The organism is Idiomarina abyssalis (assembly GCF_900116625.1).
Classification (GTDB): Bacteria; Pseudomonadota; Gammaproteobacteria; order Enterobacterales; family Alteromonadaceae; genus Idiomarina; species Idiomarina abyssalis.
This window is the reverse complement of the sequence record NZ_FPBE01000007.1, coordinates 16,559-32,021: the sequence shown is the minus strand read 5'-3', so window position 1 is coordinate 32,021 and position 15,463 is coordinate 16,559. Positions and strand designations below refer to the sequence as shown.

The 15,463-nt window shown below is 49.1% G+C and carries 16 protein-coding genes; 11 read left to right on the top strand and 5 right to left on the bottom strand.

All coding sequences use genetic code 11. The features are described from left to right. Positions 1–6: 6 nt before the first annotated feature. Both hslV and hslU read left to right on the top strand, forming a co-directional pair. On the top strand, positions 7–564 hold the full coding sequence (gene hslV / locus BM359_RS11455; RefSeq protein WP_054490324.1) for an ATP-dependent protease subunit HslV: 558 nt from the start codon (positions 7–9) through the stop codon (positions 562–564). Position 565: 1 nt separating this feature from the next. Next, positions 566–1,918, top strand: coding sequence for an ATP-dependent protease ATPase subunit HslU (gene hslU / locus BM359_RS11450; protein ID WP_054490322.1), 1,353 nt, complete (start codon positions 566–568; stop codon positions 1,916–1,918). Positions 1,919–1,928: 10 nt separating this feature from the next. Here hslU and BM359_RS11445 read toward each other — a convergent pair whose 3' ends face one another. Further along, positions 1,929–4,001: a putative bifunctional diguanylate cyclase/phosphodiesterase gene (locus tag BM359_RS11445; protein WP_054490320.1), complete on the bottom strand. Its 2,073-nt coding sequence runs from the start codon at positions 3,999–4,001 to the stop codon at positions 1,929–1,931. Positions 4,002–4,159: 158 nt separating this feature from the next. On the opposite strand from BM359_RS11445, the gene rraA reads away from it, so the two are divergent. Both rraA and BM359_RS11435 read left to right on the top strand, forming a co-directional pair. Further along, positions 4,160–4,645: a ribonuclease E activity regulator RraA gene (rraA, locus tag BM359_RS11440; RefSeq protein WP_054490318.1), complete on the top strand. Its 486-nt coding sequence runs from the start codon at positions 4,160–4,162 to the stop codon at positions 4,643–4,645. A 2-nt stretch (positions 4,646–4,647) separates the two neighbouring features. Continuing rightward, positions 4,648–5,694 carry a formimidoylglutamase gene (locus tag BM359_RS11435; protein WP_054490316.1) on the top strand — a complete coding sequence of 349 codons (1,047 nt, stop codon included), beginning with the start codon at positions 4,648–4,650 and terminating at the stop codon, positions 5,692–5,694. On the opposite strand, the gene hutI is transcribed toward BM359_RS11435, so the two are convergent. After that, positions 5,645–6,871, bottom strand: a complete 1,227-nt coding sequence (gene hutI, locus BM359_RS11430) for an imidazolonepropionase (protein ID WP_054490314.1) — start codon at positions 6,869–6,871, stop codon at positions 5,645–5,647. The genes BM359_RS11435 and hutI overlap by 50 nt on opposite strands. Positions 6,872–6,993: 122 nt before the next feature. On the opposite strand from hutI, the gene hutC reads away from it, so the two are divergent. From hutC to hutH, 3 genes are read left to right on the top strand one after another with little or no spacing between them, the layout of a single operon-like run. Next, entirely contained in the window at positions 6,994–7,695 is a 702-nt protein-coding gene (gene hutC / locus BM359_RS11425; RefSeq protein WP_054490313.1) for a histidine utilization repressor, read from the top strand. Positions 7,696–7,698: 3 nt separating this feature from the next. Continuing rightward, entirely contained in the window at positions 7,699–9,375 is a 1,677-nt protein-coding gene (gene hutU, locus BM359_RS11420) for a urocanate hydratase (RefSeq protein WP_054490310.1), read from the top strand. Positions 9,376–9,384: 9 nt separating this feature from the next. Then, entirely contained in the window at positions 9,385–10,920 is a 1,536-nt protein-coding gene (hutH, locus tag BM359_RS11415) for a histidine ammonia-lyase (protein ID WP_054490308.1), read from the top strand. A gap of 9 nt (positions 10,921–10,929) precedes the next feature. Here hutH and BM359_RS11410 read toward each other — a convergent pair whose 3' ends face one another. Genes BM359_RS11410 through BM359_RS11400 form a run of 3 tightly spaced genes read right to left on the bottom strand, consistent with a single transcriptional unit; the run spans position 10,930 to position 13,185 of the window. Beyond that, positions 10,930–11,832, bottom strand: coding sequence for a bifunctional GNAT family N-acetyltransferase/hotdog fold thioesterase (locus BM359_RS11410; RefSeq protein ID WP_054490306.1), 903 nt, complete (start codon positions 11,830–11,832; stop codon positions 10,930–10,932). 5 nt (positions 11,833–11,837) lie between these two features. Beyond that, entirely contained in the window at positions 11,838–12,275 is a 438-nt protein-coding gene (dtd, locus tag BM359_RS11405) for a D-aminoacyl-tRNA deacylase (protein ID WP_054490304.1), read from the bottom strand. Between the two features lie 55 nt (positions 12,276–12,330). After that, positions 12,331–13,185: a virulence factor BrkB family protein gene (locus BM359_RS11400; RefSeq protein WP_054490303.1), complete on the bottom strand. Its 855-nt coding sequence runs from the start codon at positions 13,183–13,185 to the stop codon at positions 12,331–12,333. Positions 13,186–13,254: 69 nt separating this feature from the next. Between BM359_RS11400 and BM359_RS11395 the strand changes: the two genes are divergently transcribed. From BM359_RS11395 to BM359_RS11380, 4 genes are all read left to right on the top strand, one after another. Further along, positions 13,255–13,977, top strand: a complete 723-nt coding sequence (locus BM359_RS11395) for an SDR family NAD(P)-dependent oxidoreductase (RefSeq protein ID WP_054490301.1) — start codon at positions 13,255–13,257, stop codon at positions 13,975–13,977. Positions 13,978–14,047: 70 nt separating this feature from the next. Continuing rightward, entirely contained in the window at positions 14,048–14,287 is a 240-nt protein-coding gene (locus BM359_RS11390; RefSeq protein ID WP_054490299.1) for a hypothetical protein, read from the top strand. Beyond that, positions 14,284–14,931, top strand: coding sequence for a DUF2959 domain-containing protein (locus BM359_RS11385; RefSeq protein ID WP_054490298.1), 648 nt, complete (start codon positions 14,284–14,286; stop codon positions 14,929–14,931). Before BM359_RS11390 ends, BM359_RS11385 begins: the two co-directional genes overlap by 4 nt. Before the next feature lie 15 nt (positions 14,932–14,946). After that, on the top strand, positions 14,947–15,462 hold the full coding sequence (locus BM359_RS11380) for an NADPH-dependent FMN reductase (protein WP_054490296.1): 516 nt from the start codon (positions 14,947–14,949) through the stop codon (positions 15,460–15,462). The last annotated feature ends 1 nt before the right edge of the window (position 15,463 follow it).

The following is a 15,463-nucleotide window of genomic DNA, read 5'->3' as shown; positions in this document are numbered from 1 at the left end:
CTTGATTTGACTACTATCGTATCTGTTCGCCGCGGCGATAAAGTTGTAATTGGCGGAGACGGCCAGGTTTCCTTAGGTAATACCGTAATGAAAGGCAATGCACGTAAAGTGCGTCGCCTTTACCACGACAAAGTGCTGGCAGGTTTTGCCGGCGGAACCGCTGACGCTTTCACACTGTTCGAACGCTTTGAATCCAAACTTGAGCAACATCAGGGCAACCTGATGCGTGCTGCTGTGGAACTGGCAAAAGACTGGCGTACTGACCGGGCGTTGCGCCGGTTAGAAGCTCTGTTGGCAGTGGCTGATAAAGAAACCTCACTGATTATAACGGGTAACGGCGACGTTGTTCAGCCTGAGAATGACCTTATAGCTATTGGCTCGGGTGGTCCTTTTGCTCAGTCAGCGGCGAGAGCGTTGCTGGAAAACACCGACTTGAATGCCCGCGACATTGTGCAAAAAGCATTAACTATTGCGGGTGATATTTGCGTATACACCAACGGCAATCAGACCATTGAAGAAGAAGAGTCTATTGCTGAAGACAAAACAAAGCAGGGGAAAGAATAAGATGTCTGAGATGACCCCAAGAGAAATTGTTGACGAATTAAACCGACACATTATTGGCCAGGATAAAGCCAAACGCGCTGTTGCCGTTGCTTTGCGTAATCGCTGGCGCCGCATGCAGCTGGACGATGAACTGCGTCAGGAAGTGACGCCAAAGAATATCTTAATGATTGGCCCAACGGGTGTTGGTAAAACGGAAATAGCCCGTCGCCTGGCAAAATTGGCAAAGGCACCGTTCATTAAAGTAGAAGCCACTAAGTTCACCGAAGTTGGCTATGTGGGTAAAGAAATTGAGTCTATTGTTAAAGACTTGACCGATGTAGCAGTGAAGCAAACTCGTGAAGAGATGATGCAAAAGGTACGTTACCGCGCTGAAGAAGCGGCGGAAGAGCGTATTCTGGATGTGCTGTTGCCTCCGGCGAAGAAGTCGTCCTCCGGTTGGGCTCAACAACAGGAAGAAACACCAGAAAACGATGACCAGCGTGGTACACGTCAGGTATTCCGTAAGAAGCTGCGCGAAGGCCAGTTAGACGACAAAGAAATTGAAATTGATTTAGCTATGCCACAAATGGGTGTTGAAATTATGGCACCGCCGGGCATGGAAGAGATGACATCTCAATTGCAGAACATGTTCCAGAACATGGGCAACGATAAAACCAAAGCCCGTAAGATGCGTATCAAAGACGCCTACAAACAACTGGTCGAAGAAGAAGCGGCGAAACTGCTGAACCCAGATGAAGTCAAAGAAGCAGCGATTGAATCGGTTGAGCAAAACGGCATTGTCTTTTTAGATGAAATTGACAAGATTTGTAAGCGCGGTGATACCAGCGGGCCGGATGTTTCACGCGAAGGTGTACAGCGTGACCTGCTGCCTTTAGTTGAAGGTACAACGGTGAACACCAAGCATGGCATGATAAAGACCGACCATATTCTGTTCATTGCCTCTGGTGCATTCCAGATGAGTAAGCCATCGGATCTTATTCCCGAGCTTCAGGGTCGTTTGCCGATTCGGGTAGAACTGGAAGCGCTGACCAGCGGCGACTTTGTCCGTATTCTGACTGAGCCGAGTGCTTCACTGACGACGCAATACCATGCGTTACTGAACACGGAAGGCGTAGAGGTTAACTTTACTGAAGACGGTATTCAGCGCATAGCTGAAGTTGCATTCCATGTGAATGAGACGACCGAGAATATCGGAGCCCGCCGGCTGCACACCGTGCTTGAGCGCTTGATGGAAGAAATTTCCTTCCATGCAACAGACCACAACGGTGAGAAGCTGACCGTAGACGCAGATTATGTCAACGAACATGTTGGTGAGTTGTCGCAGGACGAAGACTTAAGTCGCTTTATCCTGTAATACATTACCGTTAAAAAGCCGTTGCAAACTCCCCGGGAGGCAGCGGCTTTTTATTGCTCTTAATTTGGCGTTCAATAAATTGTTCGGCGAATTGCAGGCGCATTGGCGGTGAATAGAAATAACCCTGCATCATGTCACAGCCAAGTTTTTGCAACATATCCTGCTGTTCTTCGGTTTCAATTCCTTCAGCAATAACGCGTTTCCCTAAACCATGAGACAGCCGGATCATGGCTTTTAAAATGGTCGCATCGTTATTATTTTGCTGAAGTTCACTGATGAAACTCCGGTCAATTTTAATTTTGTTAATAGGCAAGGACCGTAAATAAGCCAGAGAAGAATGTCCTGTACCAAAGTCGTCGATGGATATACCAAAGCCCATCTCCCGCAAACGTTGAATGACACTCATGCCATTATGCAAGTCAGACATAGCGACATTTTCAGTAATTTCTAATTCCAGCCATTCCGGCGATATACCGTAGTCTTCCTGCAGCCGCTGCATTTTTTCAATCAACTGGAAATGCTGAAACTGAGGTGCAGAGAGGTTTACCGCAATTGGCCAGCATACGCCAAACTTTTGTTGCCAGGAGCTAAGAATCGCAGCGGCCTGATTCAGCACCCAGTCATCTAAATCGGTAGAAAGGCCGAGTTGTTCTATGTAAGGCAGGAACTCTGCCGGACTCAGCAAGCCCCGTTCGGGATGTTGCCAGCGTATGAGTGCTTCAAACCCACAAAGCTGTTGATGGTCGAAGTCGAACTGAGGCTGAAGGTATAAAGTGAATTCATTTTCTTGCATTGCCTTACGAAGCACTGGCTCCATATCAACCAGATAGGAGTACATTTCGTCCATGCCGCGCTCATAAAAGGTTATGGTGGGCTGGTGCGACTGCTTGGCCTGAGTTAAACCTATGGTTGCCTTATTGAGCAAGACTTCCGATCGGCTGCCGTGCTGAGGGTAGCGCGAAATACCAATGCCTACTGCAATATTTACGGTTTTCTCACCAATATCAATGGGCAGGGTCAATGCTTCCTGAAGTTCTGTGGCTAAGTCTTGTATCAGGCTTCGGTTTTTTAAATGGTCAAAAGCAATAGCAAAAACGTCACCGCTGATACGCGAAACGGTCAGAGGTTGCTTTGTAAAATTTTGCAGGCGTCTGGCTATTTCCTTGAGAACCTGGTCACCGCCGCGAATACCGATATTTTCGTTCACCACTTTAAAACGGCTGACACCAATTAGCATCATGGTTAAGTGGCGATTGTTGCTACGGCAATATTCAATAAACAACGGAATTTTACTGACCAGTTGATCGCGGTTAGAAACCCCTGTCAGAGCGTCATGAGTGTGAAGATATTCGGCGCGTTGAATAGCGCGCACTGCGGTATTGCGCTCTGACTCCAGCAGCCAAATAATGACGCCAACAATAACAACGGCAATGATAATAACCGTTAACAGAGCCTGGAAGCTTAAAACCCAGTCGATGGCGTTGGCTGACAACGAGAACATTCCGGCCAGCACCAGAAAGTTTTTAATGCCAATACTCAGAAAACCACCTGATACTAACTTGGGGCCGATACCTGCGCCTAGCCTACGCCACATGAAAAAGCCGATAGCAATAAGCGCTAAGCCTGTGACTAAAAAGCGCATAAACCCGGCATTGGGGGTGCTGCCGACAGAGCTGATAGTTGGCTCCAGCCAGAAGTAGGAGATAACCCCACCAATGAGTGAAACGGCGTAAGCAATATACTGCCAGTATTTTTGTGGTTTGCTGTTAAAGGCGGCACAGGACGCCCCCAAAGCAATAAAGCAAATTGCCAGGTACTGGAAGGTTAAGGCAATGCCTTGTAAGCCGCCGGACCAGTTAAGCGCAGACTCGGGTGCAACCATTGCGCTGCCTGCAAGAAAGGCGCGAATTAACTCACTGGGGCCAAAGGCAAAGCAGGCAAAAGACCAGTAACTTAAGTAGTCACGTCGATAATAACGGTGATAATACATAAGCAGCGACGCGAAACCGATAAGAAAAACGGCTTGTATGGCGTGCGCAAAGGTCTCTATTGCCAGACTTGTCATTAGGTCAAGCTGCGGCATGAAAATAGCGATTCACTTTATTATTATAGTTAGTTAGATTAAACGGGTTTTTATTCTATAATTCAAGGGTTTCGTTACCTCTGTCGGGCTTACTTTTGTCCTTGCCGGATAGCAGGTATACTGCCAGTCACTGCTATAGCAACGTCAGGAACACAATCATGGAATACAACACTTCAGAACTTTGCGATTTATACCCCGATATGGTCGATGTGGTTGAGCCCATGTTTGAGTCTTATGGAGGCCGTAGCTCTTTCGGCGGTCGTCTGGTTATCATTAAATGCCACGAAGACAAAGGGCTCATTGAAGAAACGGTGGCGGCAGACGGTGGCGGCAAAGTATTGCTGATAGATGGTGGTGGCTCGGCACGTCGTGCTCTGCTTGATGCTGCTATAGCTGAACAAGCTATGGATAACGACTGGGAAGGCATTGTCTGTTATGGGGCTGTGCGTGAAGTTGATGCGCTGGAAGAACTGGACATTGGTATTCTTGGCGTAGCTTCTATTCCTGTGGGGGCAATTAGTGAAGGTGTGGGTGAAGTGAATGTGCCTGTTAACTTTGGCGGCGTCACCTTTTTACCCGATGATCATCTCTACATTGATACCACGGGTGTCATCTTGTCTCCGGAACCACTAGATATTGAATAACTATGAGTGAGATTTCTTTTTTAGAATTAACCGATCCGGCTAAATGGGTAACGGTGCGCGAGCAGGAAACAAAAATTGGTCAGGCTATTCGGGTTCTTTCTGAGCAGGGAACTTATGAAGAAAGCCTGGCTGCAGCCTGGGAAGACGGCCAACGCGTAGCTTTAGTGGGAGTTCCGGAAAGTATTGGCGTGCGCGCGAATCTTGGGCGGGCAGGTGCCGACGATGGCTGGCAGTCCTTTCTCAAGAGCTTTTTGAACCTGCAGAAAACCGGCTTGCTTTCTACCCATGAATTGTTGCTGATTGGTGCTGTTAATTGTGATGATTTGAATGAAAAAGCTGAGGAGCTGGATACTTCGAACCCGCATGAACTAGCGACGTTACGCGAACTTTGCGCACAGGTCGATGCGCGGGTGGAAAAGGTGCTGACGCCGCTGTTCGAGCAAGGCTTTGAAGTCATTGTTATTGGTGGTGGTCACAATAACGCGTATCCACTCTTGAAGAGCCTGCATAAAGTGACCGGTGAAGCCTGTGGAGCCGTGAATTTAGACCCGCATGCAGACTTTCGCCCGCGCGAAGGTCGCCACTCTGGTAATGGCTTTAGCTATGCCTATATGGAAGGCGCGCTGGAGTTTTATCATATTGTTGGTCTGCATCAGGGGAAAAACTCCGCCAGCAGTCTTCGCCAGTTGCAGGACGCAGGAATGCGTTACCATACGCTGCACCGCTTATACGAGCGCCCATTTAATGAAGTGATGGACGAAGTGGTGGCAAAAGCAGTGTCCTGGCAGCGTCCACTGGGCATTGAGGTTGACGTGGATGCCTTAAATGCTGTGCCTGCCAGTGCGGTGAATTATGTTGGCTTGAGCCTTGGACAAGGCTTTCAGTACGTTAAACGCCTGGCAGAGGTTAGCGAGGCACGTTACCTGCACCTTGCGGAAGCCGCACCGTCATTATGCAGTGCGGGCTTCGACGAAGGCATGAAAATTTGCGGACAGCTGCTTAGTGAGCTGACCACGGCTTACTTACACGGTCGTGAGCGACGCCGTTAAACCACAAGGTTTTTAGCGGGTTTACGCCAAATTGGTAAGTTAACTCAGCGGCGTCCTGACAATTCCATAGCGCTAAATCTGCGTAACAGCCTTCGGCAATAACGCCCCGCTTCTGTTCACCTAAGGCTTTGGCCGCATTAACTGTTACCCCGCGCAAGCATTCTTCCGGTGTCATGTGGAAGAAGGTAGCGGCCATTTGCAGCATTAACGGTAGGTTGTGAATAGGCGAAGAGCCCGGGTTTGCATCGGTGGCAATGGCCATGGGAACGCCGTGTCTTCGCAGTAATTCAACCGGCGGCTTTTGGGTATCGCGCAGAAAATAGAATGCGCCCGGCAATAGCACCGCTACTGTGCCATTTTCGGCCATGGCTTTAACGCCGTCTTCGTCTAGCTGCTCAAGATGATCAGCCGATAACGCCTGATATTCCGCGGCCAGCTTCGCGCCTTGCTGATTAGTAATTTGTTCAGCATGAAGCTTAATGGGAAGCCTTAACTTCTTCGCTGCTTCAAACACTTTTTCAGTTTGTGCCGGGCTGAACCCAATGCTTTCACAAAAAGCATCAACGGCATCGACCAGCCCTTCGTTCGCCAGAGTCGGCAGAATGTTTTGGATAATTTCATCAATATAGCCGTCGGCGTTATCCTTGAACTCTGGCGGCACGGCATGCGCTGCCAGTAGCGTGGTCTTTATGTTCACCGGCAACTGTTCGGCTAACTGACGCGCTACGGTTAACTGTTTGCGCTCGTTTTCTAGGTCCAGCCCGTAACCGGATTTCACTTCAACGGTGGTAACGCCTTGTGACATTAAGGTTTCCGCTCGCTCTAAAGCTAATTTAAGCAGCTCCTCCTGTGAAGCTTCGCGAGTGGACTTAACGGTACTTTTAATGCCGCCGCCCTGCTCGGCAATTTCCTGATAGCTGGCGCCATGCAAACGTTGAGCAAATTCATTAGCCCGTGAACCTGCCCATACCAGATGGGTATGGCAGTCGATTAATCCAGGGGTCAGCAAACCGCCGTTACCGTCAATGACTTCCGCCGTGGGAGTGGCGGGAGCGTCAAAGGCTGCACCTACAAATTCAATTTTTCCCTTATTAATAATGACTGTAGCGTCGTGGATCAGACCATAGCCCTGATCATCGTTCATTGTTGCTGCGTTGATGTTTTCTATACGTTGCATAGCAGTCCTTAAAGGTGAGTTCTGATAAAAGAATAGCAAAAGTAACTTGTATAGACAATTATTCTGGACTAGACTTTTACCCTCAAAAGTACCGTGTCATATCATTCATTGTTGGGGTCGGGATGAATAAATTCTCAAAGATAAAACAGCACATTTATCTGAAGATAGAGTCCGGTGAGTGGCCTGAAAACCACCCTGTCAGTTCGGAAAACGCATTATCGACGCAGTTCTCGGTCAGTCGTATGACGGCTCGCAGAGCCTTGCAGGAGCTTGCGGATGAAGGTTTGGTGATAAGAACGCAGGGGTCCGGTACTTACGTTGCCCCCATCAAGTCGCAAACCTCGTTTATGGCCATTCGCAACATAGCCGACGAAGTGCGTTCGCGGGGACACGACTACCGCGCCAAAGTGCATTTGCTAAAAGAACAGCCGGCAAGCGCTCAAATTGCGGAAGCACTGGAGCTGGAAGAAGGGAATCCGGTTTTTCATTCGTTGATCACCCACTATGAAAATGACCAGCCGGTTCAGCTTGAAGAGCGTTTTGTGAATCCGAAGCTGGTACCCGATTATCTTAAGCAGGACTACAGTAAGGTCACTCCGCATGAATATTTATGCGTAGTCAGTCCGCTAACCGAAGCCAGTCATCAAATTGAAGCCATTCTGCCGGTCAGCACGATATGCCAATACTTAAATATCGACCGTCACGAACCTTGTCTCAGAATTTTGCGCCGTACCTGGAGCTCAGGCGGTGTGGTCACCTTTGCCACACTGACTCACCCTGGCTCCCGGTTTAAGTTAGGCGGCCATTTAACCTTTAAGGAGTAAGTCATGTCATTCACCCGTTTGGATAAAAGTCGCAAAATAAGCGCACCTCATGGAACCGAGCTAACCACCTGTAACTGGCAGGTAGAAGCTGCAAAGCGGATGCTAATGAACAACCTGGATGACGAAGTTGCCGAACACCCACAGGCACTGGTCGTTTATGGTGGTATTGGGCGTGCTGCGCGCAGCTGGGAATGCTATGACAAAATTATTGAAACTTTAGAGCGCCTGAAGCCAAACGAATCTCTGTTGATTCAGTCGGGTAAACCGGTGGGTGTATTTCCGACTCATGAAGACGCGCCGCGTGTATTGATCGCGAACTCTAACCTGGTGCCCGAATGGGCAACATGGGAGCACTTTAACGAGCTCGATAAAAAAGGCCTGATGATGTACGGGCAGATGACCGCGGGTTCATGGATTTACATTGGCTCGCAAGGCATTGTGCAGGGTACCTACGAAACCTTTGGCTCGGTTTCGCGTCAGCACTTCGACGGCGATGCTAAAGGTAAGTGGGTACTTACTGGCGGTCTTGGAGGCATGGGCGGCGCTCAGCCGTTGGCGGCCACCATGGCCGGCTTTTGCATGTTAGCGGTGGAGTGTGATGAGTCGCGCATCGATTTCCGTTCGCGCACCGGCTATGTGGATCATAAAGCCACCAACCTGGACGATGCGTTAAAGCTGATTAACGACGCCATGGAAAAGGGCGAAGCCATTTCAGTGGGCTTACTGGGTAACGCCGCTGACGTTTATTCTGAATTGCAGCAACGCGGTGTGACGCCAGATGTGGTGACTGACCAAACGTCTGCCCACGACCCTCTGCACGGTTACTTGCCACAAGGCTGGACACTGGACGAGTACAAAGAGCAGCAGGAAAGCGATCCCAGTGGCACGGTAGCCGCCGCGAAAGAATCTATGGCTGTGCAGGTTCGCGCTATGCTGCACTTCCAGAAAAAAGGCGCAGCTGTACTGGATTACGGCAACAACATTCGTCAGATGGCCAAGGACGTTGGCGTTGATGACGCCTTTGACTTCCCGGGTTTTGTCCCCGCTTATATCCGTCCGCTGTTCTGCGAAGGTATTGGCCCATTCCGCTGGGTGGCGCTTTCGGGTGACCCGGAAGACATTTACAAAACCGACCAGAAAGTCAAAGAGCTGATTCCGGACAACGAGCACTTACACAACTGGCTGGATATGGCCAAAGAACGCATTAGCTTCCAGGGCTTGCCGTCACGTATTTGCTGGATAGGGCTGAAAGACCGTGCCCGCATTGCCCGCGCGTTTAACGACATGGTTAAAAGTGGTGAGTTAAAAGCTCCTGTGGTTATTGGTCGTGACCATTTGGATTCTGGCTCAGTTGCCAGCCCTAACCGCGAAACCGAAGCGATGCAGGACGGTTCAGACGCAGTTTCTGACTGGCCGCTGCTGAATGCGTTACTGAATACAGCCGGCGGTGCTACCTGGGTCAGCCTGCACCATGGTGGTGGCGTCGGTATGGGTTATTCACAGCACGCTGGTGTGGTGATTGTGGCCGATGGCACCGAAGAAGCCGACAAGCGCTTAAGCCGGGTGCTGTGGAACGACCCGGGCACAGGTGTTATGCGTCATGCTGATGCCGGATACGATATTGCGAAAAACTGCGCCCGCGAACAAGGGCTTGATTTACCGATGCTGGATACGAAGTAAGGAGGTTGCATGAGTCATTTTGAATTACAGCCAGGACAGTTGCAGTTAAGCGAACTGCGCCACTGGTTTTATCAGCATCAGACGCTAAAGCTTTCTGATGAAGCGAAAGACAACATTGCGACTTCGGCAAAAACCGTTGCGGATGTACTGGAGCAAGGGCGAGTGGTTTACGGGATTAATACCGGTTTTGGACTACTGGCGAATACACGTATTCCACCAGAACGTTTGACTGATTTACAGCGCCGCATTGTGTTGTCGCACGCCGCCGGCACCGGTGACTTAATGGAAGACGCCGTGGTGCGTCTAATGTTGTTGTTGAAAATTAACTCTCTGTCGCGCGGGTTTTCCGGTGTGCGTCCGGTGTTGGTTGATGCGTTGATTAAACTGTTGAACGCCGAGGTGTATCCCTGCATACCGGAAAAAGGTTCCGTAGGCGCATCTGGTGATTTAGCCCCGTTAGCGCACATGGTATTGCCGTTAGTAGGCGAAGGTACGGTGCGCCATAATGGCGAGGTACTAAACGCTGAGGAAGGTTTAAAAATAGCCGGTATTGAGCCCTTTGAACTGGCACCGAAAGAAGGTCTGGCCTTATTAAACGGCACTCAGGCATCAACTGCACTGGCATTGGCAGGCTTGTTCCGAATTGAACGTAACTTCCATGCGGCCATTGTGGTGGGTGCGACTTCTGTGGAAGCCGCTATGGGCTCTCGGGCGCCATTTGACGAACGTGTACACGCCGTGCGCGGACAGCCGGGGCAAATTAAAGCGGCGGAAATGCTGCGTCACGTGCTGACTGACAGTTCTGAAATTGCCAAAGACCACGAAGACTGCGAGAAAGTGCAGGATCCGTATTCTCTGCGTTGTCAGCCTCAGGTAATGGGTGCAGTATTAGACCAAATTGAGCATGCCTCGGGCATTCTGGTACGCGAAGCTAACGGTGTTACTGACAACCCACTGGTATTCAGCGAAGAGCAGGACATTATTTCCGGTGGTAACTTCCACGCCGAACCTGTTGCTATGGCGGCGGATATTCTGGCTATTGCGGCCAGCGAAATTGGCGCTTTGTCAGAGCGTCGGAGTGCGCTGCTGATAGACAGCCATTTAAGCAAATTGCCGGCGTTTCTGGTGAATGACGGTGGGGTTAATTCGGGCTTTATGCTGGCGCAGGTTACTGCCGCGGCATTGGCGTCAGAGAATAAAACTCTCGCGCACCCGGCCTCGGTGGATAGCCTGCCAACCTCTGCTAACCAGGAAGACCATGTGTCGATGGCAACCTTTGCAGCACGCCGGTTAACGGACATTGCTAAGAACGTCAGCGATATTATTGCTATTGAGTGGTTAGAAGCGGCGCAGGGTCTGGATTTCCGTCGTCCTTTAAAAGGTGCGGCTGCGGTTGAAACGGCTTTTAACTGCCTGCGTGAGCAAGTGGCGTATTATGCGGAAGACCGCTTCTTTGCGCCGGATATTAAAGCCGCCAGTGACCTGATTCAAAATGGCGAGTTAGCGGCAGTGGTGCAACTACCGCATATTTTATCTGAAGCTTAAATCTACGGGTTAATCCCGTTTAGCAAGAACCACGAAGCGGCCGGTAAATTCTGCTACCGGCTGCTCTTCGTCAAGTATTTGAGCTTTTAGTGTTAACCGGGCATTTTTGCCTTGTTTTAACGCAGAAAAGTCACCGGTAACATCACTTAACCGTGCTACTGCCCGAGGCTCCTGAGTCACCGGTTTGTGGTAATGGATGTTGCCATCGCCCAGTACGACTGACCCTTCAAGTTCCCGCTCCAACAATTGCAAATGCAACAACCCCCAGCAGGTTAAGGTGCCCAGTGAATAAATGCTGCCTGCAAACATGGTGCCGTGTACATTAATGTTCCGTGATAGAACCGCGCGGGTTTCGAAAACACGCCCTGTGTATTGATGAATCTTAATGCCCATGGCATCGGAAATCGGAATGTCTTCCTGCCAGGTTTTCTGTAGCTCAGTACACCACTCGGGTCGATAAATTATGCGGTTATATTCAGTAAAGGACTTACGTAAGTGATGTTCTGCCATCGGGTTATTCACGGTATCGGCCTCTTCTGATACTTCGTAACCACACTTCTTGTAAAAGCCGATGGTATTGTCGCGTGAGTTGATCACGACATGAGTTGCGCCTTCTTTACGCGCAGCAAGTTCCAGTGCGTAGATAATAGCAACCCCATGGCCTTCGCCACGGTATTCAGGTGCAACGGCCATAAAGCGTATTTGAGCTTCTTCCGGGCTATTAAAATGAAGCCTGCCAACGGCAACGGCTTCGTCAGCTTCATTCACGACCATTCGGTGATGACCCACTTGATCGTATTCGTCTTGTTCAGAGCCCAGTGGCCGTTGAAAGGGCTCACGCAGAACCCGCCAGCGAAGGTAATAATAACGCTCGAGTTGCTCGTCGGTTTCAGGAGTAATAACGCGATACATGACAGTTATACCTTCAATTCAAATGTAACCGGGCCGTCATTGACCAGTTCAACCTGCATATCGGCCGCAAAACGACCGGTTTCTACCGGAACGCCCTGAGCTTTCAGCTTTTCACAAAACACCTGATATAAGTGTTGAGCCTGGTCGGGTGTTGCTGCAGATGAAAAGCTGGGGCGACGGCCTTTACGGGTATCTGCTGCCAGGGTGAATTGAGAAACAACCAGGGCTTTGCCTTGTTGATCAATGACACTGTTATTCATTTTGTCGTCGGCGTCACTAAAAATCCGATAATGAGCAATGCGTTTTGCCAGCTTTTCGGCACTGGTTTCGTCGTCCTGGTGTTCCACTCCCAGCAAAACTAGCAGCCCATGGTCAATGGCACCGACGACTTCATCGGCAACGGTGACCTTGGCACGGCTAACGCGCTGAATCAGTCCGATCATGAGTACTTACCTTTAAAAAAGAGAACCGCTATGGTCGGTGAAAATTCACAGCAGGTCAATCAGACTTCGGCTCAGGCAGCTGTAACTGATATTCCTCTAAGCTAACGGTTAAAACAGCGCCAATGAGTACAATCAACCAGGAAAGGTAAATCCATACAATAAGAATAGGAATAGTGGCCAGCGCGCCGTAAATGGCCTGATAGGTTGGGAAGAAGGTGATGTACAGTGAAAATAGCTGTTTACTCAGCTCGAATAAAAGTGCCGCGATAACCGCACCAAAGGCGGCATAGCGGAATTTAACCTGACGGTTAGGTACCAGCTGATACATGAGCACAAAGAATACAAAGGAGGTGACAATGGGTACGAACCATAAGACAAAGTTTTGTACACCGGAAACATATTCATCAGCAAACTGGCTGAGTGATATCAAATAAGACGTCGCTGCCAGACCGGAACCGATCAGTACCGGGCCGAGTGTAAGCAGCATCCAGTAAACCGCAAAAGAGACAAGCCAGTGTCTGCTGCTGGAGTCTCGCCAGATATTATTCAGTGCTTTATCAATGGCTGACATGAGCATAATGGCCACAATGAACAGAAAGCCAACGCCAATGGCTGTCATTTTCGAGGCGTTGGTTACAAACTCATTCAGGTATTGCTCAAGTTGCTCGCCCGAAGTGGGAAGTAAGTTGGCGAACAAGGCCTGTTCAAGGTTTTCCTGTAACTCCTCAAACATGGGGAAAGCGGAAAAAACAGTAAACATGACCACTAACAGAGGGACTAACGACAGCATGCTGACGTATGTTAAATGACCAGCGGTAATGTTCGTATTGTCACTGTTAAACCTCTTACCAAAGTACTTGAGAAAGCCTAAGGTATGTTCGAAATACGATTTCCAGTCAAGTTGCATCATGATGTACTGAGCTAATCCAGTTTAAATAACGTAGGGAAGTATAAACTATCATGATAGAGAGTAGCGCAAATGGCAATGGTGGTATTGGGTGCCGGTGGTGGATTAGGCCAGGCCTTAACACTGGAATTAAAAAATCAGTTTCCTGATGAAGAAATTATTGCGTTGTCTCGTCAGCCTCAAACAGGGCTATTTGACTCGGGTAAAATAACCTATTGCCAAATTGATGACTACAGTGAAGACTCGTTGAATGCGTGGGTGAGTGACTTTAAAAGTGGCGACAAGCAGCTGACGGGAGTCATTTCAACTATTGGTATGCTGCATGATGAAAAGACGTTTCCGGAGAAAAAGTTGTCAGACATTACTGCGGACAATCTGACTAAGTTGTTTTCTGTTAACGCAATAAAGCCGCTATTAGCGCTGAAGGCTTTTTTACCTATTCTTGACCGTAAAAACACCCGGTTTTGGGTGCAGTTGTCGGCAAAAGTGGGCAGCATCGAAGATAATTATCTGGGTGGCTGGTATGCATACCGGTCGAGCAAGGCGGCGTTAAATATGCTACTGAAAACGGCGTCTGTAGAATTAAAACGAACCCATAAAAAATTAGCGATAGCAGCGGTGCATCCGGGGACAACAGATACCGACTTATCGAAACCTTTTCAGCAGCGTATTTCAGCCGACAAGTTGTATTCGCCGGAATTGTCAGCAAAACGAATAGTCGAAGTCGTGAAAAACTTAAAACCCGAGCAGTCCGGTGGGTTATGGCACTGGGACGGCTCAGCTTTACCTTATTGATTTAATTTGCTTTTCGTTAAGGAATGTCTCTTAATTGGTATGGGGCACAATGCAGTGCAAGGAGAACACGATGTTATATATTTTAGCGATTTTATTCCCGCCGATTGCAATTCTCTTCACCGGGAAAATATTTCAGGCAATATTTAATGCGATCATCGCCATTATTGGTGTGGTTCTTTTTATTGTATCTTTCGGTGCGTTAGGTGTTATTTATCTGGTCGCTATTATTCACGCTATTATCGCCGTGCATGATTACCGTCAGACGAAACGCGACGAACGCTTAATTAAAGCGGCACGAGGTGACAAATGATGAAATGGACTTTACCAATTGTTGCGGTATTCATACTGTCAGCCTGCCAAAGTGCTTACTACGGCACCATGGAAAAGTTTGGTGTAGAAAAGCGCGACATTTTAGTCGACAGAGTGGATGACGCTCGTGACTCGCAGTCTGATGCGCAGGAGGAGTTCCGTTCAGCGCTTGAGCGTCTGGATACCATGCTGAACATTGATGGTGGCGAGTTGGAACAGCAATACAATGCGCTACGGGACGACTATGAAGACAGTAAAGACGCTGCTGAGAAAGTTCGCAGTCGTATCGATGAAGTTGATGAAGTTGCGAATGACTTGTTCGACGAATGGAGTGAGGAGTTAGGCGAGTACAGCAATGACAATATGCGTCGCGAAAGCGAGCGTCAGTTGCGCGAAACTGAACGGCGTTACGCTGAGTTACTGAGAGTTATGGAGCGCGCGGCGGATAAGATGCAGCCGGTTCTGGATAGAATGCAGGACAATGTGCTTTATCTGAAGCATAACCTGAACGCCAAGGCGATTGATGCCATTCGCGGTGAGTTCAGTAATCTGCAAAATGATATTTCCGTACTCATAAAAGACATGGAAGCGGCAGTAGCTGAATCGAACCGCTTTATCGAAGCTATGAAAGATTCCCAATCTTAACGATCAGGAGATGATATGACAGTTTTATTTATTGGTGGCAGTCGCCGTAAAGACTCGCTTAATACCAAGCTCAAGCACCGTTTAGCAGAAGTGGCGGATAAACACGGTATTCGCTATGAGCTGGTTGATGCTGATGCGCTGGATGCTCCAATTTACCACGGTGACTTAGAAGCCGCCGACGGCGTACCTGAGCCAATGAAAAGACTGGGTGAGAAAATCCAAGCTGCATCGAAAGTAGTTTTGGTAAGCCCGGAATATAACTCGTCGGTATCGCCGTTAGTGAAAAATGCCATCGACTGGGTGTCACGGCTTGATATGGGCGCATGGTCAGGTAAAACGGTTTTATTAGCTGCGGCTTCCCCTGGTGGTTTGGGTGGCTTGCGCGCCGTCAGTCACTTGCGTGACATTCTCGCGAATGTGAAAGCCTGGACGGCCCCTATGTGCGCAAGCTGTCCTAATGCCAGTGATGAGGCTATTGCTGCAATGGATGAAAGTTTTTTAAAGAGCTTTTTAGAACAAGGAAAGGGCTGAT

Coding starts and splice junctions, on each gene's coding strand:
- hslU (WP_054490322.1), top strand. CDS start 566: ATGTCTGAGATGACCCCAAGAGAAATTGTTGACGAATTAAACCGACAC.
- hutC (WP_054490313.1), top strand. CDS start 6,994: ATGAATAAATTCTCAAAGATAAAACAGCACATTTATCTGAAGATAGAG.
- BM359_RS11410 (WP_054490306.1), bottom strand. CDS start 11,832: ATGTATCGCGTTATTACTCCTGAAACCGACGAGCAACTCGAGCGTTAT.
- hutI (WP_054490314.1), bottom strand. CDS start 6,871: ATGCAACGTATAGAAAACATCAACGCAGCAACAATGAACGATGATCAG.
- BM359_RS11385 (WP_054490298.1), top strand. CDS start 14,284: ATGATGAAATGGACTTTACCAATTGTTGCGGTATTCATACTGTCAGCC.
- hutU (WP_054490310.1), top strand. CDS start 7,699: ATGTCATTCACCCGTTTGGATAAAAGTCGCAAAATAAGCGCACCTCAT.
- dtd (WP_054490304.1), bottom strand. CDS start 12,275: ATGATCGGACTGATTCAGCGCGTTAGCCGTGCCAAGGTCACCGTTGCC.
- rraA (WP_054490318.1), top strand. CDS start 4,160: ATGGAATACAACACTTCAGAACTTTGCGATTTATACCCCGATATGGTC.
- hutH (WP_054490308.1), top strand. CDS start 9,385: ATGAGTCATTTTGAATTACAGCCAGGACAGTTGCAGTTAAGCGAACTG.
- BM359_RS11390 (WP_054490299.1), top strand. CDS start 14,048: ATGTTATATATTTTAGCGATTTTATTCCCGCCGATTGCAATTCTCTTC.
- BM359_RS11435 (WP_054490316.1), top strand. CDS start 4,648: ATGAGTGAGATTTCTTTTTTAGAATTAACCGATCCGGCTAAATGGGTA.
- BM359_RS11400 (WP_054490303.1), bottom strand. CDS start 13,185: ATGATGCAACTTGACTGGAAATCGTATTTCGAACATACCTTAGGCTTT.
- BM359_RS11395 (WP_054490301.1), top strand. CDS start 13,255: ATGGCAATGGTGGTATTGGGTGCCGGTGGTGGATTAGGCCAGGCCTTA.
- BM359_RS11380 (WP_054490296.1), top strand. CDS start 14,947: ATGACAGTTTTATTTATTGGTGGCAGTCGCCGTAAAGACTCGCTTAAT.
- BM359_RS11445 (WP_054490320.1), bottom strand. CDS start 4,001: ATGCCGCAGCTTGACCTAATGACAAGTCTGGCAATAGAGACCTTTGCG.